The following is a 25,875-nucleotide window of genomic DNA, read 5'->3' as shown; positions in this document are numbered from 1 at the left end:
CCCGTATGACGGGGGAACCTCAGTAGACCCGTCCGTTGTGCACCAGCGGGGCCGGGTCGGCGGTGAAGACGTGCTGCACGATCGGGTTGTCGGCCCTGGCCGCGGTGGGCTGCACCGCGGCGGGCACGACGGCGAACACCAGCAGGAGGCCCACCACCCAGGCGGCTGCCCGGGTGAGTCTCGTACCGGTGGCGGGTGATCTCCCTGCGGTCGGGTGAGCCGTTGGCCTGTGGACGGCGGTACTGGCCATGGTGTGGTCCTACCTGGTGCTGCGGGTCGGGGACTGAGGAGCTGGTCAGATACGGGGGAGGAACGTCGCTGCGCTCGGGGTGTGGTCAGCGCGAACCGTGCGATACGCACCAAGCCGCCGAGTGCCTGCGCGGCGTAGTTGGAAAGGGCGAAGCGGTAGCCCATGAAGGGCTGCCAGGTGTTTCCCGTGGTCAACGCGGTCCTCAGGCGGGTGACGTTGGTGCCGTCGGTGCTGTGGGAGAAGGTTCCCGGACGGGAGGCGCCGGGGCGGATGTCTGCGGCCGCGCGCAGCCAGATGCGACCGCCCGTGACGCCGGCGCTCGCGACTTCGGCGCCGGTGGTGCTCCAGTTGCTGTCCGTCGCGCATCATCGCGTAGTCCAGCCGGATGGTCGCGGTGGAGGCGGGTTCCTGAATCCGGTGGGTGAGGGTATTGCGGGCCCAGTACAGGTCGTTGGTGACCGTCGCGGTGCGCAGGGTCAGGCCGCTGATAACGGACCACTTGTCGTGGTCCGGATTATGGTCCCGTTCCCCCTTCGGTTTCACGGTCGTTCCGTCGAAGGTGTCGCCGCCGGTCGGTGGGGTGACCTGGCGGGGTGGGGGAAGCAGCACGGGGCTGGGATACGACGTGCCCCAGGCACGGCCTACGAGTTGGACGACGGCCCGGCCGCGCGGGCATGGTGCGGGAGGCGTCACACGATGCTCCAGGAGGCGATCGGGGCTCGCCGCACGCATGCCGGGTGCACCCTTCCAGGTCCGGCACTTGGCGTGTGGGGGAGAGCCTTACTGGTACGGATGATGCGGGTGCTGCCATGCCCGGCATGTGCACCATGCGAAAGGCGCTCCGGCCGGGCGTGTTCGACTCATCGAACGTGAACCGATCCTTCGGACGGCATGGATCCTAGGAGTTGAGAAGCGGACAGCACAAGATTCGTGATCGGCCCATTCATGCCAAAGATCGAGGAGTGGGTCGACCGGGCGCAGCGCACGGTGCGAGCCGACAAGCTCCACGAACGCCTCCAGCTACTGGGTTGACCGGGGACGAGCGGACGACGCGGCGGGCGGTCGCGCGGGCGAAGGAAGGCTGGCGGGCCGGCCACCGTCGTACTTACCGGCCGTGGATCGCCGAGCCCGGTCTCTGGTTGCAGTGCGACTGGGAATGGGGTCCGAAAGTGCCTGGTCCGGGCGGTAGAAGCGAGCGCGAGACGCTGTTGTTCTGCGCGTGGCTGGTGTGGTCCCGCTTGCGGGTGGCGCTCCCGGTCTGGGACCGGACCCCGCCCACGGTGGTCTCGTGCATCGACTCCACTTTGCGGGCGATCGGCGGGGCATCGACCTGTCTACTCACCGACAACGAGAAGGCGATGAGCATCGACCGGGTCGCGATCGCGGTCCGTCATCCTCACGTCGTGGCCGCTGGACGCCCCTAAGGCCTGCAGGTGCACACCTGCGTCCCGTTCGATCCCGAGTCCAAAGGGGGCAGCGAGGCCACCGTCCGTATCGCGAAGACGGCCCCGATGCCGACCTCCGTGAACCTGCGGGAGAAGTACGGCGGCTTCGCCGAACTCCGCGGGGCCTGCGCGATCTTCTGCCGGCAGGTCACACCGAAACGCCCCCTTCCCCAGCGGGCAGGGGCGTTTCGGTGGGCGCGCCCGAGGTCGCACGGCCAGCAGTGAGTCCGAAAAGACTTGGACCGGGCGGCAACCTTTTCGCGAGCGGCGGCAATCAGTACTGCAACGGTGCCTGTCCAAGCCCGCGCCCGCACTGCTACCTGATCCTCAGCCAAAGACCCGTACAGGCACGGAACTTGAAGCCGCCTGGTTTGAGCCTGCGAACGTTTTTGGCCGCGGATTTCGTGAGAAGTATTGACGTCATTCATGGGATGTCTAGCATTCTCTCGATCGGTACTTCGACCCTTGTTCGGTATATCGACCATCAGGGTTGCATCACACCGCCTCCGGACAGCCCCTGACGGGTCAGCCCGGAGTCGCTTGCTCAAGGATGACGAGGTCCTTATGCGCAGACGTAGTTTCAGCCGCAGACGCCCGTCCGCGGTGCTGGCCGCCGTGGTCGCGGCCCTGGCCGCGTTGGCGGCGCTGCTTGTCGCCGGCCCGGCTCAGGCGGCCACCACCAGCGACGTGCGCGGTGTTGATTCCGGCCGCTGTCTCGATGTGGCGGGCGTCAGCCAGACCGACGGCGCGAACGTGCATATCTGGGACTGCCACGGCGGAACCAACCAGCAGTGGACGTTGACGGACAGCGCCCAGCTGACCGTGTACGGCAACAAGTGCCTGGATGCCCGGGGCGGCGCCACCACGCCCGGGACCCCGGTGCAGATCTGGACGTGCACCGGCACTGAGAACCAGCAGTGGCGGGTGAACCCCGACGGCACGATCATCGGCGTGCGGTCCGGGCTGTGCCTGGAGGCCTCGGGCTGGGGTAAGGCCAACGGCACGGAGGTGCGGCTCTGGTCGTGCCAAGGCGGCACCAACCAGAAGTGGACCGGCCTGTCCGGGGCGAGCAACGCGTGTGCTCTTCCGTCGACCTACCGGTGGACCTCGACCGACCCGCTGGCGCAGCCGGCGAACGGGCAGCTCGCGCTGAAGGACTTCGCCACCGTGAAGTACAACGGCCAGAACCTGGTCTACGCGACCACCGCCAACCAAAGTGGGTGGGGCTCGACGGGGTTCAGTCCCTTCACGAACTGGTCGGACATGGGGGCGGCCACCCAGACCAAGACGAACCGAGACGCGGTGGCGCCCGAACTGTTCTACCTCTCAACCAAGAACATCTGGGTGGTGGTGTACCAGTGGCCGTCGTTCGTCTACAGCACGTCCAGCGACCCCACCAACCCCAACGGCTGGTCCGCCCCGCAGCCGCTGTTCACCGGCAGCCTCCCCGCCGGCGAAGACGGCGCCCCGCTCGACGCGACCATGATCGCCGACAACCAGAACATGTACCTGTTCTTCGCCGGTGACAACGGCAAGATCTACCGGACGAGCATGCCGCTCGAGAACTTCCCCAGCAGCTTCGGCTCCTCGTACACGACGGTCATGAGCGACACAAACAAGGACCTTCTGTTCGAGGCGCCGGAGGTCTACAAGGTCCAGGGCCGGGACCAGTACCTCATGATCGTTGAGGCACAGGGTTCGAACCGCTACTTCCGCTCGTTCACCGCCACCAGCCTCAACGGTCCGTGGACCGTCCAGGCCGGCAGCGAGAGCAGCCCCTTCGCAGGCGAGGCCAACAGCGGTTCCACCTGGGCCCAGGGCGTCAGCCACGGTGACCTGATCCGCAACAACCCCGACCAGACCATGACCATCGACCCCTGCAACCTGCAGTTCCTCTACCAGGGCCTCCTCAAAGACATCCCGCCGAACACCGACTACATGAGCCTGCCGTACCGGCCGGGCCTGCTCACCCTGCAGCGCTGACCCGCCTGATCCACGGTGACCGCGACGGGGTGCGGTCCGCCGCCGCGTGGACGAGCTGTCTACACCGTGGGTAACTCCACCTGCTGACCGATACTCACCGCCTTGAGGAACCCCAGCCGCGCGTCGGCCGGGGTTCCTCTCTTTCGTGGAGCCGGAAGCATGTGATGGTTCGCGCCGTCGAGGTGGAAAGGGAGCCCGGGCGTGTCACCGAGGCACCGGGTCACGGTCTCACCGGGTCCGGTGAGACCGTGCGACCGCGTCTCGGCGAAAAAATAATTGAGACGGCAACCTTTCCGCTCTGAGCGGCCACTTAGGGGTGTACCGACGAGGGCGAGCCGTGGTCAGCGGCGCTACGCCCTCTGTGTCACCACCCGATCGGAGCATTACGTGTCATCAGAAGACCCGAGATCCGCCGAGCAGCCGATACCTCGGGGTCGCACGCCCCGCCGTAGCCGGATGCGCCTCCGCTTTGTCGCGGGGGCGGTGGCGGTGCTCGCCGCCTCGGCCGGTGTCGGCGCCTTGGCGCCCAGCGCGGACGCCGCGGCGACCGTCGGCATCAGTGTGGATGCCGGTACCTCCTTGGGCACGGTGCCCAGCAGTGGTGTCGGCCTCAACACGGGCGTCGGCGACGACCGCATGGGGGACGCCAAGGTGACATCGCTGATGAAGGGTGCGGGAGTTCGGCAGCTTCGCTATCCCGGCGGCTCCGGCGCGGACGACTTCCACTGGAAGACCCACACCATGGGCAACGGCGGCTGGATCGTACCCAACACCGACTTCGACAGCTTCATGGCCACCGCGAAGAAGGTCGGCGCCCAGCCGATCCTGACCGCGAACTACGGTTCCGGCACCCCCCAGGAGGCCGCCGACTGGGTCAAGTACGCCAACGTCGACAAAGGTTACGGCGTGAAGTACTGGGAGATCGGCAACGAGGTCTACGGCAACGGGCACTACGGCAACGGCAAGGGCTGGGAAACCGACAACCACGCCGACAAGAGCCCGAAGGAGTACGGGAAGAACCTGGTCGCCTACGCGAAGGCGATGAAGGCCGTGGACCCGAAGGTGAAGATCGGAGCGGTGCTCACTACCCCCGGCTACTGGCCGGATGCGGAGAAGGCTCCCGGTGACACCGCCGACTGGAACAACACGGTGCTCTCCATCGCGGGACGCTCGATCGACTTCGTCATCGTCCACTGGTATCCGGGCGGCAAAACCACGGCCGACCTGCTGAAGACCCCCTCCCGGATCACCGGTGTCAGGTCCTCGCTGCGCTCGCTGATCGCCAAGTACGCGGGCTCGCGCGCTGCTTCGGTGGAGATCGCGGTCACCGAGACCGACACCGTCTTCTCGCCCGCCTTGACCAGCCAGGCCGCAGCCCTCTTTGCGCCGGACACCTACATGACCTGGTTCGAGCAGGGTGCCACCCACGTGGACTGGTGGAACCTGCACAACGGCTCGGGCGACGCACCCACCACCGTCAACGGCCAGACCGACTACCAGGACGGGGGCATTCTTTCCGCCGGAACCTGCGCCGGGGGGAAGTGCCAACCGCGGCGCGACACGCCCTTCCCCACCTACTGGGGCATCCGCTCGCTGACCGCACTGGCGAAGCCTGGCGACACCATGGTCAAGTCGTCCTCGCGCAACTCGTCGGTCGCCGTGCACGCGGTGCGGAGCAGCAAGGGCGGGCTCAACGTCATGCTGATCAACAAGAGCCCGAAGGACGCGGCGCAGGTGTCGCTCTCGTACGCCGGATTCACCCCGGCCGCAGGGGCGGTCACGACCGTTTCGTATGCCAAGGGAGACACCGCCCTGACGACGGCGAAGCGGGGCACGGCGGGCGCACAGACGCTGCCGCCGTACTCGATCACGACTCTTCAACTGAAGCCCGCGTCGGGGACGGCCAGTGCTGACAATCCGACGCCCGCCCCCACGCCGACCGCCGTCACGCCGGTTGTCTCGGCCCCCGGCACGACCGGCACCCGTGCGCAGGGGGGGATCGGCGCGCCCGTCGGCCAGGCGACCCCGAGCAGCACGTCCGGCGACCTGGCTTCCACCGGGGCGAGCAGCGCTGTTGTCACATACAGCGCCCTCGGTGGCCTGCTGGTCATCGCCGCCGGCGGCGTGATGGTGCTTCGCGGACGTCGCCGCAGGGGTCTGCACGGGAGGTGAGACCGCGTGAGTGACTGACGGCCCGGCAGCAACGCCACCCACCCGTGGCGTACGCGCCGGGCCGTCGGCCTCCGCGCCGGCGTCGGCGGTCAGAAAACAAACAAGCGGCAGATCGGCTCCGGGCGCGCCGATCCTCGACGTCACCTCGGCCTCGATCAGCTCCTGGAGCATCCGCTCGGCCACGGACCGGACGAGTTCGAGTCCGCCCGCCGAACGCAGTGACTCAAGCAGCCGAAGTAAGTCGTGCTGGGACAGGCCATCATGCACCTCCTGGTTGAACTGCCCGTTCACCAGGGAGAGCTGGATGGTGGCCCGCCTGCCGGGCAAGGAGCGGAATCCCCAACGACACAGCCCGCGGGGGGTACGCCCCCAGGTCGATCGGCAACACCACGAAGCGGGACGCCATCCCCTATCGACGGGCCGGACCTCTTTCAGCCGTGACCTGAGCAGAAAGTGAGCGTGAGCGTCGTAGGCACTCAAGTTCGGAGAGATCTGGCCCGCTGGCACACATCTAGTTACTGGTGCCCGGTCCAAGTCTTTTCGGACCTCGCTGTCGGCCGTGCGACCTCGGGCGCGCAGACCGATACTCCCCTTGCCCAGCGGGTAAGGGGAGTTGCGGTGGGCTTGAGCCGGATAGCGGTGTCAGCAGGAGGGCAAGCCCGTGAAGCCGGCGCGGACGAGCTTCCACTGCTGGTTCACGCCGCCCCAGTCCGAGTACTGGACGATGCCGGTCCCGTCGGCGGAGGAGAAGCCCGGTACCTCGACGGCCTTCCCGCTGTTGCGGTTGATCAACCGGACGTATCCGTCCGGTGAGTCCGCCAACCGGAACTGCTGGTTCGCGCCACCGTGGTCGCTCCACTGGTGGATGGCGGCGTTGTCGGCCGTCGACCAGCTGGAGACGTCCAGCAGCTTGCCGGAGTGCCTCGCCTTCAACCGGTAGTAGCCGTCACCGGAGTCCACGAACTGGAACTGCTGGTTGGTCCCGTCGTGCCGGGCCCACTGCGTGACCGCGGCGCCGTCCGCGGAGCTCGCGCCCGCCACGTCCAGTGCCTTGCCGCTGTTGCGGTTGACCGCGACGTACCAGGCGTTCGTGTCGACAGTGCCTGCCTGCGCCGTCGGGGCGCACGCGCTCAACTCGAAGCGTTCCACCCGCACTTTGCCGCCGAGGGCCTTGGTGGCGTGGTTGAAGATGGCGAAGCGGTAGCCCAGGAAGAACTCCCACGCATGTGTCATGGTGAAGGCCGGGCCGAGCCGGGTGAAGGTGGCGCCGTCGGTGCTGTAGGAGAACGTCGCCTGGCGGCCCGGTCCCGGGCTGATGTCGGCGGTGGCGCGCAGCCAGATGCGGCTGCCGGACGTGGGGAGGTCGGCGTGGGCCTGCTCGGTGCCGGTGCCGGTGGTGTTCCAGCGGGCGTCCATGGTCAGGCCGTCGAACATCACCAGCCGGCTGACGCCGTTCTGCCGTGTGACGCCGATCCAGGCGGAGGAGTCGCGCAGCATCGCCAGCCCGGCCCGGTCGCCGTCCGCGATCCCGGAGTAGTCGAGCACGACGGTCGCGGTGGAGGCGGGGCCCTGGATGCGGCGGGTGAGGGTGTTACGGGCGTTGTAGAGGTCGTCGGTGACGGTGGCGGTCCTGAGGGTGAGCCCGTTGTCGACGGTGAACGCGGCGGTGTCGGGGTTGTGGTTCCACTCCCAGTACGGCGCCAGCGCCGTCCCCTGGAAGGTGTCGGCGCCGGTCATCGGCGGGAGCGGGTGCGGGGTGACCGGGTAGGGGTATGTCTCGCCCCACTCGCCGTCGACGAGTTGGAGCTCGGGCCAGCCGGCGGCGTTCCAGGTGATCGGGGCCAGGGCGGGGACGCGGCCGCCGGGATAGGCGTCGATGAAGCCCATGTAGTACCAGTCGCCGTTCGGGGTGTCGACCAGCGCGCCCTGGTGCGGCACGCCGCCACCGGGGATCGGGCGGGACAGGTCCCACAGCACCTCCCGCATCTCGTACGGGCCGAAGGGGCCTGAGGTGGACTTCCAGATGTACTGCCCGGCGGTGCCGTCGGCCGGGCGGGTGACGAAGATGTAGTAGTTCCCGTTGATCTTGTAGAAGCGGGAGCCCTCCATCAGGCCGAACTCGGCGGGCTTGGTGAGCACATGCTCCGACCTGACCTCGGAGCGCATGTCCGGGGAGAGCTGCGCGACGCGGATCTCGTTGGCGCCGTACGCCACGTACGGGGTGCCGTCGTCGTCGAAGAGCAGCCCCGCGTCGTAGTAGATGCTGCCGATCTCGGCGTGCCGGGTCCAGGAGCCCGCAGCGTCGGTGGCCCTGTATACGTACGACCGCTGGAAGCCGATCTGGCCCAGCCAGTAGAAGGTCTCGTCGCTGGGGCGGTAGCGCATCGAGGACGCCCAGATGCCCCCGACGTACGCCCGTCCGCCCTTGAGGTCGTACGCGTCGCCGAAGTCCAGGACCGGCACCGAGTGGCCGATGAACTCCCAGTTGACCAGGTCGTAGGAGCGCAGGACGGGCGCGCCCGGCGAGTAGTGCATGGTCGAGCCGGTGTAGTAGTACGTGTCGCCGACGCGGATGACCTCGAGGTCGGCGAAGTCCTGCCAGATCACCGGGTTGGTGAACTGCTCCTGTTGGGCCGTTGTGGCCGCCGCCGCGCGCATCGCCGGCAGCGTGGCGCCCGCGATCAGGCCGGCGGTGACCGCCATGACTCTCCGGCGGCTGTGGGGGTGTTGGAGCCAGGACATGCGAGATCAACTTCCTCACGGGTAAGGGGGAGCCGAGGTGCGAAATGTCGGACATCATTCTCGGATGGCGTCGAGGATCTGGTAGAGGGTGAGCCCGCTGTATCGGCTTTTGGGGCCAGGCGCTGCTCGGTCAGGAACGCGTGGGCGGCGGTGACCAGGGTGACGTGGTGATGCCAGCCGGTCCAGGAGCGGCCCTCGAATCCCGGGACCGGGAGCGGGGGTCATCCTGCGGTCAGAGTGGTCCACTTCTGGTTGGAGCCGCCGTGGCAGTCCCACAGGTGGAGCTGTGTGCCGTCGGTCGTGGAGTAGCCCGGAATGTCGAGGCAGCGGCCGGAGGCGGGGTTGCGGTAGCCGCCGTTGTAGGGCTCCCAGATCTGGTTGGAGCCGCCGTGGCAGGCCCAGAGCTGCACCTTGGTGCCGTTGGCCGTGCCGAAGCCGGCGGCTTCGAGGCACTTGCCCATGGAGCGCAGCGTGCCATCGGTGTAGGCGGACCAGTGCTGGTTGATGCTGTTGCCGCAGCTCCAGATCTGGACGGCGGTCCCGTCGGCGGTGCCGAAGCCGCTGACATCCAGGCACTTACCGCCCATGTCGGACTGCACGCGTGCGGGGGCGGGGTTCCTCAGCCACCCGGCGCTGTCCGCGGACTGGATGCCGCTGTGGAAGGCGTCGGCCATCTTCTGGTAGCCCGCGTCGTTGGGATGCAGGGCGTCGTCCAGGTCGGCCGTGGTCAGGCTGCTCATGTCCACGTATGCGACGTGCTTGCCCGCGGACTGTGCCTCGCTCACGATCTGGGGGATGGCCTGGTTGTACGCGGCACGGTACTGCTCCTCCGAGCCGCTGGTGGACACGACCAGGGAGGCCACGAGGACGGTCGCGTCGGGGACGGCGGCGGTGATCTGGTTGACCAGCGACTTCAGCCGGTCGGCGGCGGTGGAGACCTGATAGCTCCCGGCCAGGTCGTTGGTGCCGATCATCAGCGTCACGACGTTGGGCCGGTAGCGGGTCAGCGAGGCGTCGGCGAGTTCGGAGATCTGGTGGATCCTGTATCCCTGGTGACCTTGGTTGTCGGGGTCGGACATCGAACCGCCCCGCAACGTGCCGACGAAGTCCAGCGGATGGCCGTCCGCCGCGAGCATGTCCCACAACGGACCCCGGTAGCCGTTGCCCGTACTGCTTCCCACACCCCAGGTTATGGAGTCACCTAACGGCATGACCCGCAAGGGCGTGTTCGAGGCGGCGGAGGCAGGTGCCACACCTGCTGCCGTCATCCCGAGCGCGGCCATGACCAGCGTGATGAGGGACAGTATCCAAGGCCTTCTCATGCAGTCGTCCTCTTCTGCGAGTGGGTGCTGAATCTGGCGGGGGCTGTTCGCCGTTCGTGTCGGCAACTCGGCTGCTGTGTCGTCCCGTTGGCATCGGCGGGCACATGACGTACTGGCGGAACGGTGTGGTGAGGAACCTGTGCGTAGCCGGTTGTCCGCGACCGCTCCCACAGCGGGCGGGCATGCCCGGCCCCCTCGCAGTGAAGGCACTGGCCGGCCACGGGGAGGCGTTGTCACGTTGTCGGGTGGGTAGGGCCTGACGGTGTGTCGAGGCATGGTTCAGTCGGTTCGGCGTGCGTCGTTGCCCGCGAACGTCAGGAACACCGGGACCTGCGTCATGCCACCGGCTAGCGCTGCAGTGTCAGTACCCCTGGCCGGTACGGCAGGAGGCCGTAGTCCCCGCCGTCGGTGCTGGGGTCGCGCCCCTGGTAGAGGAACTGCAGATTGCAAGGGTCGATGGTCTTGGTCTGGTCGGGGTTGGTGCGAACCAGATCGCCGTGGCTGATGTCCCTGGTCCAGGCCGTCGCGCCGCTGTTGGCACTGCCGGCGAAGGGGCTGGTCACGGTGTCGGCCTGCGGCTGCGGTGTCCACGTGCCGCCCAGGCTGGTGGCCGTGAACGAGCGGAAGTAGCGACCATACCCTGTGTAATTCTGGGCCTCGACGATCATGAGGTACTGGTTCTGACCCTGGACCTTGTAGACCTCTGGCGCCTCGAACAGGTTGAGCGCCGTGTCGCTCATGATCTTCGTGACCGAACCGAAGGTGCCCGGGAAGTTGCCGATGGGCATGCTGGACCGGTAGATGTCGCCCTCGTCGTTGGCGAAGAACATGTACATGTTCGTGTCGTCGCCGATGAGGGTCACGTCGAGCGGGCCCCCCTTCGGGAGGGTGCCCGTGAACAGCTCCTGCTGCGCGGACCAGCCGTTGGGGTTGGTGGGGTCGCTCGAGGTGCGGTAGGAGAAGCTGTACGGCCACCCCCCGTTGTAGGCGAGCACCCAGATGTTCTTCGGGGCGAAGTAGAACAGCGTCGGCGCGATGCCATCGAAGGGAATCGTGTTCTGGGTGGCGGTGGCCATGTCGGACCAGTTCGTGAAGGGGCTGAAGGTCGTCAGCCCCCAGCGCCCATCGTTACCGGCGAGGGTGTTGTGCGTCGTGGCATAGACGAGGTGCTGGCCGTTGTACTTCACGGTGGTGAAGTCCTTGAGCGAGGCCCACCCCGCCTTCGGCTCCGCCAGCGGGCCGGTCGAGGTCCACCGGTAGGTCGACGGAAGAGCGCATGCGTTGCTCGCTCCGGACAGGCCGGTCCATTTCTGGTTGGTGCCGCCTTGGCACGACCAGAGCTGTACCCCTGTGCCGTTGGCCTTGCCCCAGCCCGCGACTTCCAGGCACAGCCCGGACCGCACGCCGATGATCGTGCCGTCGGGGTTCACCCGCCACTGCTGGTTGTCACTGCCGGTGCACGTCCAGATCTGCACCGGGGTCCCGGGCGTGGTGGCGCCGCCCCGGGCATCCAGGCACTTGTTGCCGTACACGGTCAGCTGGGCGCTGTCCGTCAACGTCCACTGCTGGTTGGTTCCGCCGTGGCAGTCCCAGATATGCACGTTCGCGCCGTCGGTCTGGCTGACGCCCGCCACATCGAGACAGCGGCCGGAATCAACACCGCGCACGTCGCTGGTGGTGGCCGCCTGAGCCGGGCCGGCGACAAGCAGCGCCGCCAACGCGGCCAGGGCCGCGACCACGGCGGCCAGCACCGCGGACGGGCGTCTGCGGCTGAAACTACGTCTGCGCATAAGGACCTCGTCATCCTTGAGCAAGCGACTCCGGGCTGACCCGTCAGGGGCTGTCCGGAGGCGGTGTGATGCAACCCTGATGGTCGATATGCCGAACAAGGGTCGAAGTACCGATCGAGAGAATGCTAGACATCCCATGAATGGCGTCAATACTTCTCGCAGAATCCGCGGGCAGAAACGTCCGCAGGCTGAAACCAGGCGTCTTCAAGTCCCCTGGTTGTACGGGTCTTTGGCGTGAGGGGCAGGTGGCGATGCGGGCGCGGGCTTGGTGATCATTACGGACCCCGACCAGGTCGCTCACCTGGGCCGCTGGTTCGGCTCGGTGCCCGGGTGGCGTCGTGCTCGACAACGATTGCTGAATCCCTGCCGGCCACGGGCCTGATGCGGGAGGCCGAGGTGTTTCAGTCCCTCCAGTTCGCGTAGTCGCCAATCCCTACGTCGTCGCACAGGGTCTCCCAGAACCCGTTGTGGGCGAGGGCGGTGTCATCAAGGGTGGCTATGAGATCGCGCAGCTCGTCCGCCGCCGCCTGGAAGCTTTCCTCCTCGCCTTCCTCGTAGAACGGGAAGCGGGCGATCGTGGCCGCGACGCACTCGTGGAAGAGGCCAAGGTTCCTGTTCACGTGGTTGGCGGTTGCGGACGCGGGCGTGGGGATGTGCACCACGCGACGCGACGCCACGTCGATGCCGATCCGTCCGAACAGGCCGCTGGTCCCGAAGGCGACCAAGCCGTTCAAACCGATCCCGTCCAAGAGCGCTGCCTTGCCCAGCGGTTGGTACTCGTAACCGATCAGCCCGGCCGGGATGCCTATCTGCCACAGATCGCTGGCAATCTCGTCGGGTACGTCTGCTGAGCAGCCGATTCGCACGACGGTGTAGTGGGGCAACGGCAATGGAGGCAGATCCCGAATGGGTGCAGATCTAATGAGGGCGCTGTCGATCAGGTAGGTATGACCTGGTCGCGGTAGCGCGTCTGGTGGTTGCGGGTGAATTCCTGCTGCTGGTGCCAGGTCCAGTAGGCGTCGAAGTCGCCGTTGGCGCGGACGGCGCGCAGCTTGAGTACGGCTTCAGCTCCGGACAGGCCCCAGCGGGCGCCGGTGATGTCCAGGCGGTCTTTGACCAGGTGCCGGCATGCTCCCTCGATGATTCCGGTGGCGATCGGCCAGCCGCGTTCAAGGGCGGTGTCGTAGTGCAGGTGTTCGGCCTTGCCGGTCAGGTAGTTCACGGCCTCGTCGATGCCTTTGCGCTGGGCGCCACGCAGTCCGGCGGTGCGGGCGGCTTCCTCGATGGCGGCGGCGGTCTGCTGCACGCCGCCGGCCAGGAGGGTGCGGGCGTGGCGGGCGACCCAGGTCTCGGCGGAGGCGTCGCCGTTGTCGTGCAGGCACCAGGCTGCTCGCCACAGATATTCGAGCACGTGGATCAGGTCGACGATGATGTGGACGTCCACGCCGCGCTGTAGTGCTTCGGCCTTGATGAGGTCGATCTGATGGCGGGCCCCGTCGACCAGGACGACCCAGCAACGGCGGTGGCCGGGGTCGCGGTGCTCTGCCTGGTCGAACACGGCGGACACCACCTGCGCGGCGGTGTCGGTCACCGAGCCGCACAACCACTTCGACCGGGCCTTCGGCCCCTGGCGGCGCTCGGGCGTCGCGCCGTGGGCGGCGTCGTCCTGCCGGTCGGGGTCGGCGAAGATGTCGTCCACCGTGCGCGGCGCGGGCTCGGCATCGTAGACGGCTCCCAGGGTGGCCATCCGTTTCCTGCCGTGCTTCTCCCCGGACGCCAGCCGGGTCTTCATCGCGTTGCCGCCCTTGGCGGCCGCAGCCTTCGCGGTGTCCTCACGCAGTGCTTCGGGTCTTATCACCACGCCCTTGCCGTCGACCGACAAGATCAGCGGCGTGGTGCCGGTGCAGGGAGCCGGCACGAGGGCGTCGTAGAACGCGTCGATGTCGACTGCGGCGCCGACGGCGAGTTCCTGGACCTGCCGGTGCCCGATTCCGGAGCCGGTGACGGCGTTGATCCGCTCGCAGGCATCGGCGAAGCTGCCGCGGGCGGACTCGATCGCGGCGAGCCTGGCCAGCCCGTGCGAGTGCAGTGCGTCCGGAAGGTTCAGCACCGCGTCAGCCGGGTGCAGGTCCGCCACCCTGGTGCCGCGGTAGGCGATCCGGACCACGGTGACCTTGCCGAACACCGTGGCCAGCATCCGGCGCCGGCCCCGCTCGATCCGGGAGCGCCCGGCACCGGCAGCGTCCACGACGTCCTCACGGCGCACCTCGTCCCTGGCCCGCAGGGTCAGGTGGTCCTGGAACAACTGCCGGGTGACCTCGCGCATCCGCGCACCCAGCAGGTCCTCCAACCGCGCGTGCGTCATCACCGCAGCTTCCGGAGCCGCCAGCTCCGCACACGCCGCGGCGAACAGACCCGCCGAGGCGGCGAAAGCGTCCTCACACTCCGCGAGCGCACCATCGGACGGCCTCACCACGCTCACCACCCCTGCTTTCGGCCGTCGACCTTGAACAGCCCGGACGAAGGCTCGGCCAGGATTCCGCGCTCCACCAGCCGCTTCAGCTTCGAGCGCATCCCCTCGACGTGCCGCGGCTCGGTCCCCAGACCCAGTTGCCGACAGACCTCTTTGCAGCGCATCGCCGCTCCCGAGGTCGCGAACAAGGCGATGATCTCCCGGTACTCCGGCGACATCACCGTCACATCCAGCTCCGACTCGGCCTTCAACAGCGCCACGGCGACCCCGCCGTCACGCCCACCCGCGCCGTCCGAGCCCGGCACCGGCGAAGACGGCGCGGCCAACACCTCCTCCACCGTCTCCCGCGCGATCTGCAACCGCGCCAGCCGTTCCTCGGCCCCAGACAACTCCTCGGACAGACCAGCGATCTGCTCACGCAGCCGCTCGGCATGGCCCAGTACCTCAGCTCGCCTGGCCTCCAACGCCTCCATCAACGACGGCACACCACACCCACCCTCGCTCAGCACCCGCACGCCTCACGGCGGGCTCGACCCCGGCGACGGTAGAAGTCAGCACGACCGACCGCATCCCGAACCTCTGCGAATCACCCCAACGAGGCACCCTCAGAAGATCTACACCCAAGCCGGATTGCCCGTCGAACATCATTGGTGACTGGGTGTGGCGTAGATGCTGACGGATGAGTGGACGCGAAGGGGAGGCGGCGAGACGCTCGGGTGAGAACGTGCCGGAATCTCAGCCGCGCTCACGGCTAGTACTACAGCCGGTGGTTTCACGGTGAGTGAGCAGCAAGTAGGCGGCCTCTCGGACGAGTCGACGGGTACGCCCTTGACCTCAAGTCCAGTTGAGTTTCTACGGTCGATCTCGTCCAGGCGGCTCAGACAACGACAGGGGTTTCGGCCATGGAGTACTCGCACAGCGACACCGACCTGATCAAACAGCCCATCGGCTACTGGAGTTGGGCGGTCTACAAGGCCGTCATCGCCCGCACCCGGGCTGCCCTCGCCGGGATCGGCACCACCCAACCGCAGTGGTGGGCCCTGGCGCAGGTCGCAGGCGCCGACACCGTCAAGACCCGTGACGAAGTGTCCCGCCTCCTTCGGAACTATTTCGACACCGGCCCGGAAACCATGGAGTCAGAGATCGACACGATCATCGCCCAGGGCTGGATCACCGAGGATGCCGAGGGACGCCTGGGGATCACGGCCGAGGGCAGGGCGTTCTACGACAAGGCCGCAGCCCTTCAAGACGAGCTCTGGGCGGAACGGCACGCGGGCATCTCCGACGAGGAGTACCTGACCACCCTCAAGGTGTTGCAGCGGTTCATCCACAACACGGGTGGGCGAGCTTGGCACCACTAGTGTGACGGCCGGTGGTTTCACGGTGAGTGAGCGCGGGCCGTTCGCGTGCTGTAGTGGCTGGCGCGGGCTCGGGTTTGATGGCGGGTGCGCCAGCGGTGCCAGTGCATGACGAGCCAGGTCCGGGTGGTGCGGGCGGGGGCGAGGACGATCCGGTCGTACAGGCGGCGGATCTCGTTCACGCTCGGGGAGCGAGTGGCGTCGGCTGGGCGGGTATATGCCGGCTCCGGACGGCGGTGAGGAAGGCCATGGCGAGCATGCACACGGTGGTGTGCCGGTACCACGAGCACCACTTGCGCACTTCGTGTTCGTCCAGGCCGGCCTGGCCCTTGGCGGCCTGGAACGCCTCCTCGACCATCCACCGCTGCCCGGCCGCCGTGATCAGTTCGGCCAGGGTTGCGCCGGGGTGGGTGTGGCACAGGAAGTAGGCGATCTCGCGTACCAGAGCGCCGGTCTTCTTGTCCTTCCTGTTGGGCACGGTGGAGCGGCGGATCAGCAGATGCCGCTCGAAGTCCCCGGCGGTGGGGCCGAGTTGGACACTGGCCCAGTCGTATTCGCGTGGCCCCTTGGCGCCGCCGGCGCACGAGCGACGCTCGAACGTCTCCTCGGGCACGAGAGCGTACAGCTCGCGGGCCTGCCGGGTACGGCCGTCCGGCAGCGGCACGGCCTCGTTCTTGGAGATCGCCAGCACGTAGCGGACCCGGCGTTCTTCCAGCCAGGCGCGCAGCGCGCGGCACTGCCCGTACGCCTCGTCGGCAAGGAAGTAGGTGAAGGGCACGTCGGCCTCCAGGGCGCGCTCCAGTATGCGCCGGGCCAGCTCCGGCTTGGTCGCCACCTCGGTGGCCCGCTCGGGCGGGATGTCCTGCTCGGCGCAGCGATGCTCGTGCTCGGCGGTGGTACCGGCCCAGGCGCGGCCGAGGTAGAGCTCGCGGTCGATGAGTGTGCGGCCCCGGTTGGAGCCGTAGGACAGATGCACGCTGACCTGGGCGTTCTCGATCCGGCCCGCCGTGCCGGTGTACTGCCGCTGCACCCCGGCGGTCTTGGTGCCCTTCTTGATGTCGCCGGTCTCGTCCGCGATCAGCACCGCATCGTCGGCGGCCAGGGCGGCGACCGCGTAGGCGCGGACCCGATCGCGCAGCTCGTCGGCGTCCCAGGCCGCCTTGGCGAGAAAGCCCTGCAGCCGGTCGGGATTGGGGTGCCCGGCGAACTCGGCGAGCTGCCACAGGTTCTTGCGCGGCACCTCGCTGAGCAGCCCGCGCACCATCGCCCGCAGGTTCTCCCGCGAGGCCGGACGCGCGAACACATCGTCCACCGAGGCACACAGCGCCTCCAACTCCCCATCCAGCGACCGGATCTCGAACTCGTTCAGGTCGCCCGTCTGCACCACGCCCAGCGGCAGCATCAGTCCCACGAACGGAGCAACGAGGCACCTGCCGTCACGTCACGTGAACAACCGGCTGTAGTACTAGGCGCCACGTACATGTGCTTTGGTGCCGCCGGTGCCGCCGGCGCTGCCACATCGGACGCTCTGGACGGGGATGAAGAGTCCACAAGCGAAGCTCTCGCCAATCAAGGTACAGGCGCCGTTTTGGGCGTCCTGTCTGGGGCCCTCAACCAGGCGGCGAAAGCGCTCAACAAGCAGGTGGCGAGCATATGCTCCTTCAACAGCTTCCTGCCTACAACGCGTATCCTCATGGCCGATGGGACTGTGAAGGCAATTCAGGATGTCGAGGTAGGCGACAATGTAATCGCCACCGACCCTGAAACCGGAAAGACAGAAGCGCGCACTGTCCTCGCTACTATCATCACTGAGCCTCTTTCATCCTGTGCTGGCGGGTGAAATGGGCTGGTCAGCGGGTCTGGTGACGAGACAGGGCCCCTCGTCGTTGGCGTGGTGATTCCACTCAGCACACCGGCGACCAGAGGAGATGCTCCTATCGTGTGTCAAGCGGCCTGTGCGAGGCCTCTCTCATTGCTATCGGTGCAGGTGAGGGCCTTGAAGACCTCGCGAGCTATGTAGCGTTTGAGGCATCGGATGATGTCCTTCTTCTGCAGTCCCTGGGTGGTGCGCCGCGCGACGTACTCGCGTGTCCGGCGGTCACGTTGCATGCGGACGACGGCGATGCGGTAGAGGGCAGCGTTGGCGGAGCGATTCCCTCCGCGGTTGAGCCGATGGCGGTCCCTGCGTCCGGAGGAGGCGGGGATGGGAGCGACACCGCACAGATGGGCAAATGCTGCCTCGGAACGCAGGCGTTCGGGATTGTCGCCGACAGCGGCCAGGAGCCGGGCGGCCGTCTCGGGACCGACTCCGTGAATGGCCAGCAGACCCGGTGCTGCCAGCGCGGCAAGCGCGCTCAACTCCGAGTCGTACTCGCTGATTTCGTTGTCCAGTTCCTGGTAACGGCGAGCGAGTCGTCGCAAGGTGAACTTGGCGGCTGTGGTGGGGCTGGCCAGGTCTGAGCTGGGACGCAGTCGCGCGCAGGTGACGATGAGGTCCGCGGCCGCCAGGTTGCGGAGCTGGGCGCGCACGGCGTCGGGTGCGGTGGCCATTACGCTGCGGATCTGGTTGATTGCCTGGGTGCGGGCCTTGACCGCAGAGGCTCGGGCGTTGTGCAGGATGCGGAGGGACTCGGCGGCGCCGTCGTGGGTCTTGGGAGTGATGGTCGCACGTCCGGAGGCGGCTGCCTGGGCAGCGGCATAGGCATCGATCGGGTCGGACTTGCCGTATTGGCGGCGCAGGCGCCGGTCGGGCCGGTTGACATCGAAGACGGTCAGGCCGGCGCCGGTGAGAACCCGGGAGAGCTGGGTGCCGTAGGAACCGGTGCCTTCCACGCCGACTGCGATCACCCGGCCATGCGAACGCAGCCACTCCAGCAGGGCCCGGTAGCCATCGCTTGTGGTGGGAAAGGTCTGGTCGGCCAGGTGCCGCCCGAGAGGATCGATAACTGCGGCATGGTGGGTGTCGGAGTGGGTGTCCACTCCGCCGAAGACGTCCGGGCGCTGATCAGCCATGATGGTGGTGCTGTCCTCTCACAGGTTTTCCGGGGACAGCACACGTCGGTCGGGCGTGCGGACAAAGCAGTGACGGGGGCTTCTTGCCCAAGCTCCTATCAGGTCACAAACGTCCGGCCGGCCGTGTGCGTGGTGGCCCTCCGCACCGAACCGACAGATCTCCTGAACGACAACCCCATTGGGTGTCCGCCCTGTTGAGGGTCAGACCCGGCCGGAGGACCACTACGCCATCATCACTGCCCTGTTGGTTCCGTATCCTGCCACGCTCGACGTCCCGCACGAGCTCGTCGAGCATGTTGCCTGGCTGCTGTACGAACACCGACGCGCACGCAACACCCGTTGGCGCACTCGGTTGCTTCCAACAGGCTCTGCTCGCTCTGGTCCACCTGCGTAAGAACGAGACGTTCGCGCAGCTCGGCGCCGGTTTCGGCATATCCGAGAGCACCGCCTGGCGCTACGTCGACGAGACACTGGACATCCTGTCCTCCTGGGCGCCCGGCCTCCAGGAAGCTCTCACCGGTCTCGGCGAGGGCGACCACGTCATCGTTGACGGCACCCTCATCCCTACCGACCGCATCAAGGCGGACGAGCCGTACTACTCGATGAAGCATCGCAAGCACGGCATGAACGTCCAGGTCGTCGCAGCCCCGGACGGCACACCGCTGTGGTTCTCCCGCGCGACGCCCGGCCGCACCCACGACCTGACCTCCGCCCGCGCCCACGGCATCGTCCAGGCCTGCCTGACCCGGCAGATCCTCATCCTGGCCGACCGCGCCTACCAGGGTGCCGGCGCCACCGTCCGCACCCCCTACTACCACCACAGCGAACAGCCCGCGCACTACCAGCAGTTCAACCGCGACCACGCCCGCCTGCGAGCCGCCGGCGAACGAGCCTTCGCCCGACTCAAGTCCTGGCGCATCATGCGACGAGCACGCTGCTCCACCCGCCGCATCAGCCGCACCGTCCAAGCCATCCACGTACTACTGACCTGCGACTATTCAGGATGAAAGAGGTTCACTGAGGACGATAAGGATTTCACAGAAGTAGCAGTCAGGACGAGTGACGGTACTGCTGCTGAGATCATCGCAACGAACCACCACCCGTTCTGGTCGCCTTCAGAACGCGCATGGGTCAACGCGGTCGACCTGAAGAAGGGGGCGACCCTACGTACGAACACCGGCGCGGTGGTCGAGGTTGTCGCAACCCACTCGTTCGACCGAAGGCAGGAAACGCGCAACCTCACCGTCGACGGCCTCCACACGTACTATGTACTCGCGGGCGAGACGCCGGTATTGGTGCACAATGCGGGCGGTAGCGATCCAGGTCCCGGAATGGCCAACGTGGGACGCTGGATGTCGCCAGACGAATATCAAAAGATGTTGACGACGGGAATGGTTCAGGAGGGGGCGGGCGGTTTGACCTATGTGGTTAGCCCGGGGAATCCGGATGCGTACAAGCCTACGTACCGAGGTTCCATTTATGTGGAATTTGAAGTTCCTGAATCATCCCTACTTCCTGGCGGTCGTCCTGGCGACTACAAGATGGCAAATGCCGACACGCTGATGGGGCGCTACTTGGCTAAGAAGGGCGGCACTCCCGGTATGCCGGCAGCGAAGAACATTCGTTTGGGCGGTGGCGGATGCTAAGGGGCTCCCTGCTTCTGGCCGCTACGCTTGAGGCCGTAACGCAAATTCAGTCTGAAGAGTCCCTGGTTGGAGCGGAGTCAACGACCAAGCGGTCTCCTGATAATTGGCCAAACAGATCCGTCTCTTGGACCGTAGAGGTGGGCGCTTTGGGTGGTCAGGTTACTGTTTGGGAGGACGGGAGTTCAGAGCTTGACTTGATCGACATGGTGGCCGGTGATGCGCATTCCGAGCACCGACAGCTAGACGACTTGGACGGTATTCAAGTCGTGGTAGAGGTCGTTCGTGACTGGGTAGTTGGACGTCGACTTCCTGCAGCTGAGTAACGAAGTCGATCTGAAGGTTCACAGTCGATCATTGGGCGGCGCAACGGGCTTGCGCATCGAGTACGTCGCGTCGGCACCACTCGCTGGCCTGTTCACGTGGGACATCTGGCTGGGCCGACTGGTATGGGCGGTTCGGGAACGTGTGGTCGCGACCGCTGAAGCGTGGATCTCTCAGGCGGCGTGTCCGCTCGCCAGCACCGCTACCAGATTGCGGACTTGGAGACCGACAGTGGGGAACTGTCGACCAAGACGGGGTGGCTCAGCTCCCGTCCGCCTCCTGGCAGCGGCCGATACTCAGGCCCAGGCACGCGCGCGTCAGCTTCGACCCGCGCCGCCCTCAACAGATGGAGGCAGTCCTGGAACTCCCGGTCCACGGCCGCGTTGCCCCGCTCGCCCGCGTAGACGAGGTAGACGGCGACCTGGGCGTATTCGATCCTGCCGGTGTACAGGCGCTGGACGGCGACAGTGCGGGTGCCCTTCTTCAGGTCGCCGGTCTCGTCGACGACCAACACTGCTGCTTCGTCATGAAGGTGTCGAGAACGTACTCACGTACGTCGTCGCGGACGGCGTTGGCGTCCCAGACAGCCCGGGACAGCAGATGCTGTATGCCATAAGGGCTGGTCTCCCCCGCCCACTCGGCGATGCTCCAGCAGTTCTTGCGCAGCAGGTCCGACAGCAGCCCGAGCACCAGCCGCCCGGTCCGGCGCCGGGGCTCGACCCAAGTGAACGAACGCCTCCTGCCAGCGAGCGGGGTCTACTCTGTGACCTGCGGCCACTGCATGATCGTTTGTCTTCACACGCCGATGATCAACGGTGGCCGCACCTATTGCGAGCATGAGGAGCACCATGCAGGTCGCCGGCGTCGACATCTACGTGAATCACCCCGTGCTGCACCTGGGAGCGACCGACTGGGTTCCAGTCTCCCTCGCTCTGGAGTCTGCGCCCGCGGCCAGCTGCGACACCCATGTGGCTGTTCGGGTTCGAGCTCAGAGGGGACTGATCAAAGTGCGTCTCTTCACACAGCCCCAAGCGCCGGAGGCCGAAGGGCCCGACCCGGATTTCACCACAGTCTTCGACGGCTCGCTCCTGCTGCCTGATGGCCGCATCGCAGTCGGCGATGTCGAGCAGCTGACCCGCTTCGTGCATCGAGTGGGCGACCGCGGCGAGTGCAACGTGCGTGTCGCAGTGGACTCGCCGGGGCCAGACGCCGGCGCCATCGACATCACCATCGCCCGCCCCAGCAAGTGATCTGCCGGGACGGCCACCTCAGCGCATGCAGGCCGCTCAGCGGCGGTCCCATTCACGACCAAGATCACGATCTAACAGCTGGAGTATTAATCGGAGTTGAAATGGAGACTGAGGAACTAAGCCGAAAACTCTCCTCGGCAGGTTTGGAATTTCTGGGTATTCAGGCTCCCACTATGACACTTCCCCCGGATCCGCTGTGGATGATTAGCGCATGTGGCGAGCATGACGGAGCTTTGGACGAGTTCTTCGATTTCGGTCAAGATGACCTAATTGATGCCGCGAATGCTGCGTGGTTCAAGATGGCGAACGGAATAGGGGTAGTCGGGAGTGGACGAGAATTCCTACTCTCGATAAACATCGCGAGCGGCCACGAATGGCCCGTGCTGCGATGGGCGCGGGTTCGGCTGGGCAGGGTGTGGGACGTCATGGGGGCAGGCACTGAAAGTGGCATTCTCGGAGGCCCTCGCGGGCGCCCTGGATTCGTGATGCTCTCCTTGCGCGGAAATTCTGCACTTGCGGGAATGACCTGGGAAGAGGAGGGGCAGATCGCAATTCGCGGAATCTCTGATCTGCGCCGCGCGAAGCCCATCGTTCGGTCTGTGCCCCGGATGGCGGAGCGTGGCACACTTCCGCCTGAGGAGGTCGAATTCCTTTCCCTGTGGATGAATGCCGGCCAGGCAGAGATTCCGGATTGAGCTGACGCTACGGGCCCGCAGAGAATCAACGAACCGTTTCCACCCTCAGTTTGGAGGTGTGCCCGCACCGCAGGTGGGCGAGGGTGAGCAGAGCCCGGCGGCCCGTGCTCAGCCGGCGCCAGCGGGTGACGCGCTGCCGGCGATGGTCGTGCAACCGAGCGGACAGGAAGCGCATAGCGGAGCTGGACACGTCGATCCTGGACGGGTAGACAAGCATGCGAAGCAGCTGGTAGAGAGGGAATTCTTGGTCGACAACCCATCTACCAGGGGCTTCTGCTGACCGTCAGCTCAACTGCGCAACCGGCTGGCGGGGTGGACAACGCTCATGCGGTGGCACACTGGTCGTCGTGTCCAACTCCTACGCGCAGCCCATCTTGAGAACCGCGGACCTCTCGGAGGGGTTGCGCATCGTTGAGAGGCTGTTGGGGATCGCCGACCTGAGGTATTTGGAAGTCGATTTCGATGCGCGGATCTCCTCGACTCGCGCTCTCTCCCAGGTGCTGGCCCTGCTGCCGGACGCCGATTGGTGGGCTGTAGGGGAGAGGGACGGCGCCTCGGACACGGGGGATGATCCGTCGGCCTACTTGCCCATCTGGCTACGAAGCTGGGCTGGGGCACCCGAGACCGTGGGGCCGTTTCTCAAGGCCGTTGGCGACAGCCCGGCGACGGTGCGGTGGGACTTCAACGCCTGGCCCGAGGCTCCAGAGGTAGGTCTGGGAGTGGGAGGCACCCGCGGCGCGTTCGTCACCCTGTGCGCGCATGCCCGCGACCTCGATCTGGAAGAGCCGGCGGCCGACTACACGGTGTTCGTCCACGCCAAGCAAGTTGAGGCCGAACGCATACCGTGGCTTGCGGCCCAAGTAGGGCTGCGGGTGATCGGCGACTTGGTGATGGCACCGTACTGAGCATCCGTGAAGGCAGCTGCAGCACTGTCAGCATAGGTTCGACGTACACCAACGCCCTCGGCCGAGCGTAGATAGCTGATCACGGTTTCCCGGGCGCTATCGAAGGCTCCTGGGCAGCGCAATCGCCAGGTTCGAAGGGGTTCACTGCTGCGCGAGTGCTACCCGGCGGCCCTCGCGGCCGTCGAGCCCTGGGCAAGGGTCGGCGAAACCGTACAAGCTGCTCAGGGAGGCCCTGGGCAGGTCGTCGAGGGTGGCGATCGCCAAGTACGCCTGGTCGGGCAGGGAGCGCGGGGCCTTTTGTGTACTGGCAAGTTCGGCGAGTAGCAGGAGGTGTTTGTGCGAAACGCCTCCTGGGGGAGCTGGTCGACAACGCCGGCCCCCTCCACCCGCGCCCCTGACGGACCGCTGCCGCTGCCGCTGCCCCTGCCCTTCCGTGTGTTTCCGGCTGTCAGTTGAAGATGTCCAGGAGGTCCGGCCAGGAGCCTCTGTCGTCGGTGGGGCGGGGCCGCATCGGGCGCGGCTCCGGGTAGGTTGCCGCTGCGGCCCTCGCACAGACGATGTCGGGCCCGCCGCACGCCGTGACCGCGAAGGCGCCGAAAACCTTGGCGAACGCGGCCGGGTCGCGAAACTCCACGCCGAACGCCCGGCCGTCCTGCAGCGGCACCCACACCACTCGGTCGAACCGTGTCCATTCCAGCACTGGCTGGGCGTCCGCGGTCGACTGCCCCTCCAGCCACAGCCGGGCCACGTGCAGCAGGTTCACCTTCTCCATCGGCAGCCGCTTGCGCCGTACACGCAGTTCACGCGCCGTCAGCGCGACCAGCTGGTCCTTCCTCGGGTACCAGGCGACGCCGATTCTGAACGGCACCCAGAGCAGGATCCCGATCATCGGCCAGACCGCAGCGTCGCCCCACGACCGGAGCAGCCCGCCATCCAGCAGGTACAGGGCCCCGAAGACCAGAACCCACTTCGCCGTCATCCGCCAGAATCCGCTGCCCTGCCGGTACAGGACCCGTCGCTTCCCCGTCATCGCCATGCCCGTACGCTATCCGCCGCCCCGCAGCTCGCCGTAGGCACCCTTCGCCACCTGCCGATACGCCTCGCCCTGGTCGCGGGCCTGCTGACGTCACCTGCTAAGGCGGTGGCCAGTAGGCGGCACACGGCATCTGGGCCTCGGAGTCCACGCGCTGCGCCGATCATTGAACCGGGCTGCGGGTAGCTGGAGGGCTTTGGGGCTGCCAGGCCGCAGGATCAGGTGCTGCTTGCCGAGTGGTGTGGTGATGAGTTCGTGCATAGCGGTCCCCTTGGCCACCGGAGTGTGGGCCGCGATGCCGGGCCGCTCGGGGGAGAGACGGCCCGGCACCGGGCTGACTCCCGCCGCTGGAAGGAATACGTGTCATCCAGCGCCGGGCGTTAGCCCTTGTCCCCCGGTCACCGTCCTACCGGGGGACAAGGGTGCGGGCCCCCTGGCGCCGGCCGTGGGGGAACGGGATCGACGCCAGGGGTGCAGGGTCCGTGCGCGGCAGGGGAGTGGTAACAGGAGTGCCGTGCACGGGAGTTCATGCGGCGGCGGGCTGGCCTCTCGTCGTCGCGCTGGGGGTGGCCATCTGCTGGGACCAGTTGGTGGTGGGGGTGCCGAGGGCGGTGTTGGCGAGGTGGATGCGCTGGAATTCGCCGGTTCCGGCGGGGGCGTAGGTGTGCTGGACGTCGCGGAAGAGGCGTTGCAGGGGGTAGTCGCCGTCGAGTGCGTGGGCTCCGTGCAGTTCCATGGCGTCGCGTCCGGTGGCGGCGGCGAGCTGTAGGCGGTGCAGGTGGCTTCCTGGAGCCGTGCCTGCATGGCACCGAGGCGGTCGCGGACGACGGGGACGTCGGCGAGGCGGGCGCCGTAGCGAGGCCGGGCGCTGAGCCAGGTGGCGGTGGTGGAGATGAAGGCTTCGTGCAGGCCGAGGCTGAGGGCGGTGAGGTTGGGGCGCCCGTAGACGATGCTGCTGCTCTGGGCGACGTGCAGGCCCTGACCGAGGTCGCCGAGCATCGCCGTAGCGGGCACGCGTACCCGGTCCAGGATGAGGCGGCCGGCGCTGAAGCCGTGCAAAGCCCAGGCGAGCCCGGTGCGGGGCCAGGCTCACCCCCTTGCGGTCGTGCTCGACGAGGAATGCGGTCAGTGCCCTCGAGGCGGTGGTGTCGGCCGGAGCGGTGCGGGCGACGACGACGTGCAGGCCGGCGAGATGGCTGTTGCCGATGTGCAGTTTCTCGCCGCTGATCACCCACTGGTCGTTCCCCGTGGGGACGGCGATCGTCTCGATGCCGCCGATGTGCCCGCCGGTGTGCGGCTCGGTGACCGCGATCGACAGCAGCACCGTCCCGTCGGCAGCGCGGGGGAGCCACTGGGCCTGCTGCTCGGGGGTGCCCCAGTGGGACAGGGCGCCGATGGGGATGAGGCCGGCTTGCAGGATGGCCGCGGCGGCCGCGGAGACCACGGCCAGGCGGTGGATCAGGATCGCCCGTGCGATA

At 67.1% G+C, this 25,875-nt stretch carries 20 protein-coding genes and 10 pseudogenes; 11 read left to right on the top strand and 19 right to left on the bottom strand.

Going from position 1 to position 25,875, the window contains the following annotated elements; genetic code table 11:
- Nucleotides 1-19 precede the first annotated feature (19 nt).
- Together OHU89_RS00220 and OHU89_RS00215 are read right to left on the bottom strand one after the other, a co-directional pair.
- Entirely contained in the window at nucleotides 20-250 is a 231-nt protein-coding gene (locus OHU89_RS00220; RefSeq protein ID WP_405655087.1) for a hypothetical protein, read from the bottom strand.
- 77 nt (nucleotides 251-327) lie between these two features.
- Nucleotides 328-916 (bottom strand): annotated as a pseudogene (locus OHU89_RS00215) (xylosidase); the annotation flags it as partial.
- A gap of 362 nt (nucleotides 917-1,278) precedes the next feature.
- On the opposite strand from OHU89_RS00215, the gene OHU89_RS00210 reads away from it, so the two are divergent.
- From OHU89_RS00210 to OHU89_RS00195, 4 genes are all read left to right on the top strand, one after another.
- On the top strand, nucleotides 1,279-1,674 hold the full coding sequence (locus tag OHU89_RS00210) for a hypothetical protein (protein ID WP_405638654.1): 396 nt from the start codon (nucleotides 1,279-1,281) through the stop codon (nucleotides 1,672-1,674).
- Between the two features lie 9 nt (nucleotides 1,675-1,683).
- A complete protein-coding gene (locus tag OHU89_RS00205) occupies nucleotides 1,684-1,920 on the top strand; it encodes a hypothetical protein (protein WP_405638652.1) in 237 nt (78 codons plus the stop codon).
- Nucleotides 1,921-2,259: 339 nt separating this feature from the next.
- Nucleotides 2,260-3,678, top strand: coding sequence for a non-reducing end alpha-L-arabinofuranosidase family hydrolase (locus OHU89_RS00200; RefSeq protein ID WP_405638650.1), 1,419 nt, complete (start codon nucleotides 2,260-2,262; stop codon nucleotides 3,676-3,678).
- Nucleotides 3,679-4,134: 456 nt separating this feature from the next.
- On the top strand, nucleotides 4,135-5,850 hold the full coding sequence (locus OHU89_RS00195) for a cellulose-binding protein (RefSeq protein ID WP_405638648.1): 1,716 nt from the start codon (nucleotides 4,135-4,137) through the stop codon (nucleotides 5,848-5,850).
- Between the two features lie 642 nt (nucleotides 5,851-6,492).
- Here OHU89_RS00195 and OHU89_RS00190 read toward each other — a convergent pair.
- From OHU89_RS00190 to OHU89_RS00155, 8 genes and pseudogenes are all read right to left on the bottom strand, one after another.
- Nucleotides 6,493-6,999, bottom strand: coding sequence for an RICIN domain-containing protein (locus OHU89_RS00190; protein WP_405654219.1), 507 nt, complete (start codon nucleotides 6,997-6,999; stop codon nucleotides 6,493-6,495).
- Nucleotides 6,979-8,592, bottom strand: a pseudogene (locus OHU89_RS00185) (glycoside hydrolase 43 family protein); the annotation flags it as partial. The gene OHU89_RS00190 and the pseudogene OHU89_RS00185, both read right to left, overlap by 21 nt.
- 62 nt (nucleotides 8,593-8,654) lie before the next feature.
- Nucleotides 8,655-8,792 (bottom strand): annotated as a pseudogene (locus OHU89_RS00180) (IS701 family transposase); the annotation flags it as partial.
- A 21-nt stretch (nucleotides 8,793-8,813) separates the two neighbouring features.
- Complete coding sequence (locus OHU89_RS00175; RefSeq protein ID WP_405638646.1) at nucleotides 8,814-9,914, bottom strand: ricin-type beta-trefoil lectin domain protein; 1,101 nt, start codon at nucleotides 9,912-9,914, stop codon at nucleotides 8,814-8,816.
- A 347-nt stretch (nucleotides 9,915-10,261) separates the two neighbouring features.
- A complete protein-coding gene (locus tag OHU89_RS00170; RefSeq protein ID WP_405638644.1) occupies nucleotides 10,262-11,704 on the bottom strand; it encodes a non-reducing end alpha-L-arabinofuranosidase family hydrolase in 1,443 nt (480 codons plus the stop codon).
- Nucleotides 11,705-12,105: 401 nt separating this feature from the next.
- A complete protein-coding gene (locus OHU89_RS00165) occupies nucleotides 12,106-12,588 on the bottom strand; it encodes an SUKH-4 family immunity protein (RefSeq protein WP_405638642.1) in 483 nt (160 codons plus the stop codon).
- A gap of 53 nt (nucleotides 12,589-12,641) precedes the next feature.
- Nucleotides 12,642-14,177, bottom strand: a complete 1,536-nt coding sequence (locus tag OHU89_RS00160; protein WP_405654216.1) for an ISKra4 family transposase — start codon at nucleotides 14,175-14,177, stop codon at nucleotides 12,642-12,644.
- A gap of 5 nt (nucleotides 14,178-14,182) precedes the next feature.
- The gene (locus OHU89_RS00155) at nucleotides 14,183-14,662 is read right to left on the bottom strand and encodes a hypothetical protein (RefSeq protein WP_405638640.1); all 480 of its coding nucleotides are present in this window, start codon (nucleotides 14,660-14,662) and stop codon (nucleotides 14,183-14,185) included.
- A gap of 417 nt (nucleotides 14,663-15,079) precedes the next feature.
- On the opposite strand from OHU89_RS00155, the gene OHU89_RS00150 reads away from it, so the two are divergent.
- Nucleotides 15,080-15,538, top strand: a complete 459-nt coding sequence (locus tag OHU89_RS00150) for a MarR family winged helix-turn-helix transcriptional regulator (RefSeq protein WP_405638639.1) — start codon at nucleotides 15,080-15,082, stop codon at nucleotides 15,536-15,538.
- Nucleotides 15,539-15,555: 17 nt separating this feature from the next.
- On the opposite strand, the gene OHU89_RS00145 is transcribed toward OHU89_RS00150, so the two are convergent.
- The 3 genes from OHU89_RS00145 to OHU89_RS00135 form a co-directional block, all read right to left on the bottom strand.
- On the bottom strand, nucleotides 15,556-15,717 hold the full coding sequence (locus OHU89_RS00145; RefSeq protein WP_405638637.1) for a hypothetical protein: 162 nt from the start codon (nucleotides 15,715-15,717) through the stop codon (nucleotides 15,556-15,558).
- Nucleotides 15,714-16,937 carry an IS701 family transposase gene (locus OHU89_RS00140; RefSeq protein ID WP_405654214.1) on the bottom strand — a complete coding sequence of 408 codons (1,224 nt, stop codon included), beginning with the start codon at nucleotides 16,935-16,937 and terminating at the stop codon, nucleotides 15,714-15,716. The genes OHU89_RS00145 and OHU89_RS00140 overlap by 4 nt, the downstream gene beginning before the upstream one ends.
- 542 nt (nucleotides 16,938-17,479) lie before the next feature.
- Entirely contained in the window at nucleotides 17,480-18,547 is a 1,068-nt protein-coding gene (locus OHU89_RS00135) for an IS110 family transposase (RefSeq protein ID WP_405638635.1), read from the bottom strand.
- A gap of 229 nt (nucleotides 18,548-18,776) precedes the next feature.
- On the opposite strand from OHU89_RS00135, the pseudogene OHU89_RS00130 reads away from it, so the two are divergent.
- Nucleotides 18,777-19,554, top strand: a pseudogene (locus OHU89_RS00130) (transposase family protein).
- 48 nt (nucleotides 19,555-19,602) lie between these two features.
- A pseudogene (locus OHU89_RS00125) lies at nucleotides 19,603-20,193 on the top strand (polymorphic toxin-type HINT domain-containing protein); the annotation flags it as partial.
- 685 nt (nucleotides 20,194-20,878) lie between these two features.
- On the opposite strand, the pseudogene OHU89_RS00120 reads toward OHU89_RS00125, so the two are convergent.
- Nucleotides 20,879-21,264: pseudogene (locus tag OHU89_RS00120) on the bottom strand (transposase); the annotation flags it as partial.
- 98 nt (nucleotides 21,265-21,362) lie between these two features.
- Between OHU89_RS00120 and OHU89_RS00115 the strand changes: the two are divergent.
- Nucleotides 21,363-21,764 (top strand): hypothetical protein, encoded by a 402-nt coding sequence (locus OHU89_RS00115; RefSeq protein WP_266882001.1) that lies wholly within the window; start codon nucleotides 21,363-21,365, stop codon nucleotides 21,762-21,764.
- A gap of 101 nt (nucleotides 21,765-21,865) precedes the next feature.
- A complete protein-coding gene (locus tag OHU89_RS00110; protein ID WP_266881999.1) occupies nucleotides 21,866-22,459 on the top strand; it encodes a hypothetical protein in 594 nt (197 codons plus the stop codon).
- A gap of 55 nt (nucleotides 22,460-22,514) precedes the next feature.
- On the opposite strand, the pseudogene OHU89_RS00105 reads toward OHU89_RS00110, so the two are convergent.
- A pseudogene (locus OHU89_RS00105) lies at nucleotides 22,515-22,676 on the bottom strand (IS5/IS1182 family transposase); the annotation flags it as partial.
- Between the two features lie 130 nt (nucleotides 22,677-22,806).
- Here OHU89_RS00105 and OHU89_RS00100 point away from each other — a divergent pair.
- Both OHU89_RS00100 and OHU89_RS00095 read left to right on the top strand, forming a co-directional pair.
- Nucleotides 22,807-23,364, top strand: coding sequence for a hypothetical protein (locus OHU89_RS00100; RefSeq protein ID WP_405638632.1), 558 nt, complete (start codon nucleotides 22,807-22,809; stop codon nucleotides 23,362-23,364).
- 190 nt (nucleotides 23,365-23,554) lie between these two features.
- Nucleotides 23,555-23,653: pseudogene (locus OHU89_RS00095) on the top strand (Ku protein); the annotation flags it as partial.
- 159 nt (nucleotides 23,654-23,812) lie between these two features.
- Here the strand turns inward: OHU89_RS00095 and OHU89_RS00090 are convergent.
- The 4 genes and pseudogenes from OHU89_RS00090 to OHU89_RS00075 all read right to left on the bottom strand — a co-directional run.
- Nucleotides 23,813-24,400, bottom strand: coding sequence for a hypothetical protein (locus OHU89_RS00090; protein WP_405638630.1), 588 nt, complete (start codon nucleotides 24,398-24,400; stop codon nucleotides 23,813-23,815).
- A 523-nt stretch (nucleotides 24,401-24,923) separates the two neighbouring features.
- Entirely contained in the window at nucleotides 24,924-25,133 is a 210-nt protein-coding gene (locus OHU89_RS00085) for an acyl-CoA dehydrogenase family protein (RefSeq protein WP_405654211.1), read from the bottom strand.
- 89 nt (nucleotides 25,134-25,222) lie between these two features.
- A pseudogene (locus OHU89_RS00080) lies at nucleotides 25,223-25,396 on the bottom strand (acyl-CoA dehydrogenase family protein); the annotation flags it as partial.
- 115 nt (nucleotides 25,397-25,511) lie between these two features.
- Nucleotides 25,512-25,841, bottom strand: a pseudogene (locus OHU89_RS00075) (acyl-CoA dehydrogenase family protein); the annotation flags it as partial.
- Nucleotides 25,842-25,875: the final 34 nt, after the last annotated feature.

The organism is Streptomyces sp. NBC_00019 (genome assembly GCF_045041015.1).
Lineage (GTDB): Bacteria > Actinomycetota > Actinomycetes > Streptomycetales > Streptomycetaceae > Streptomyces.
The sequence above is the reverse complement of the archived record's forward strand: the minus strand, read 5'-3'. Positions and strand labels throughout refer to the sequence as shown.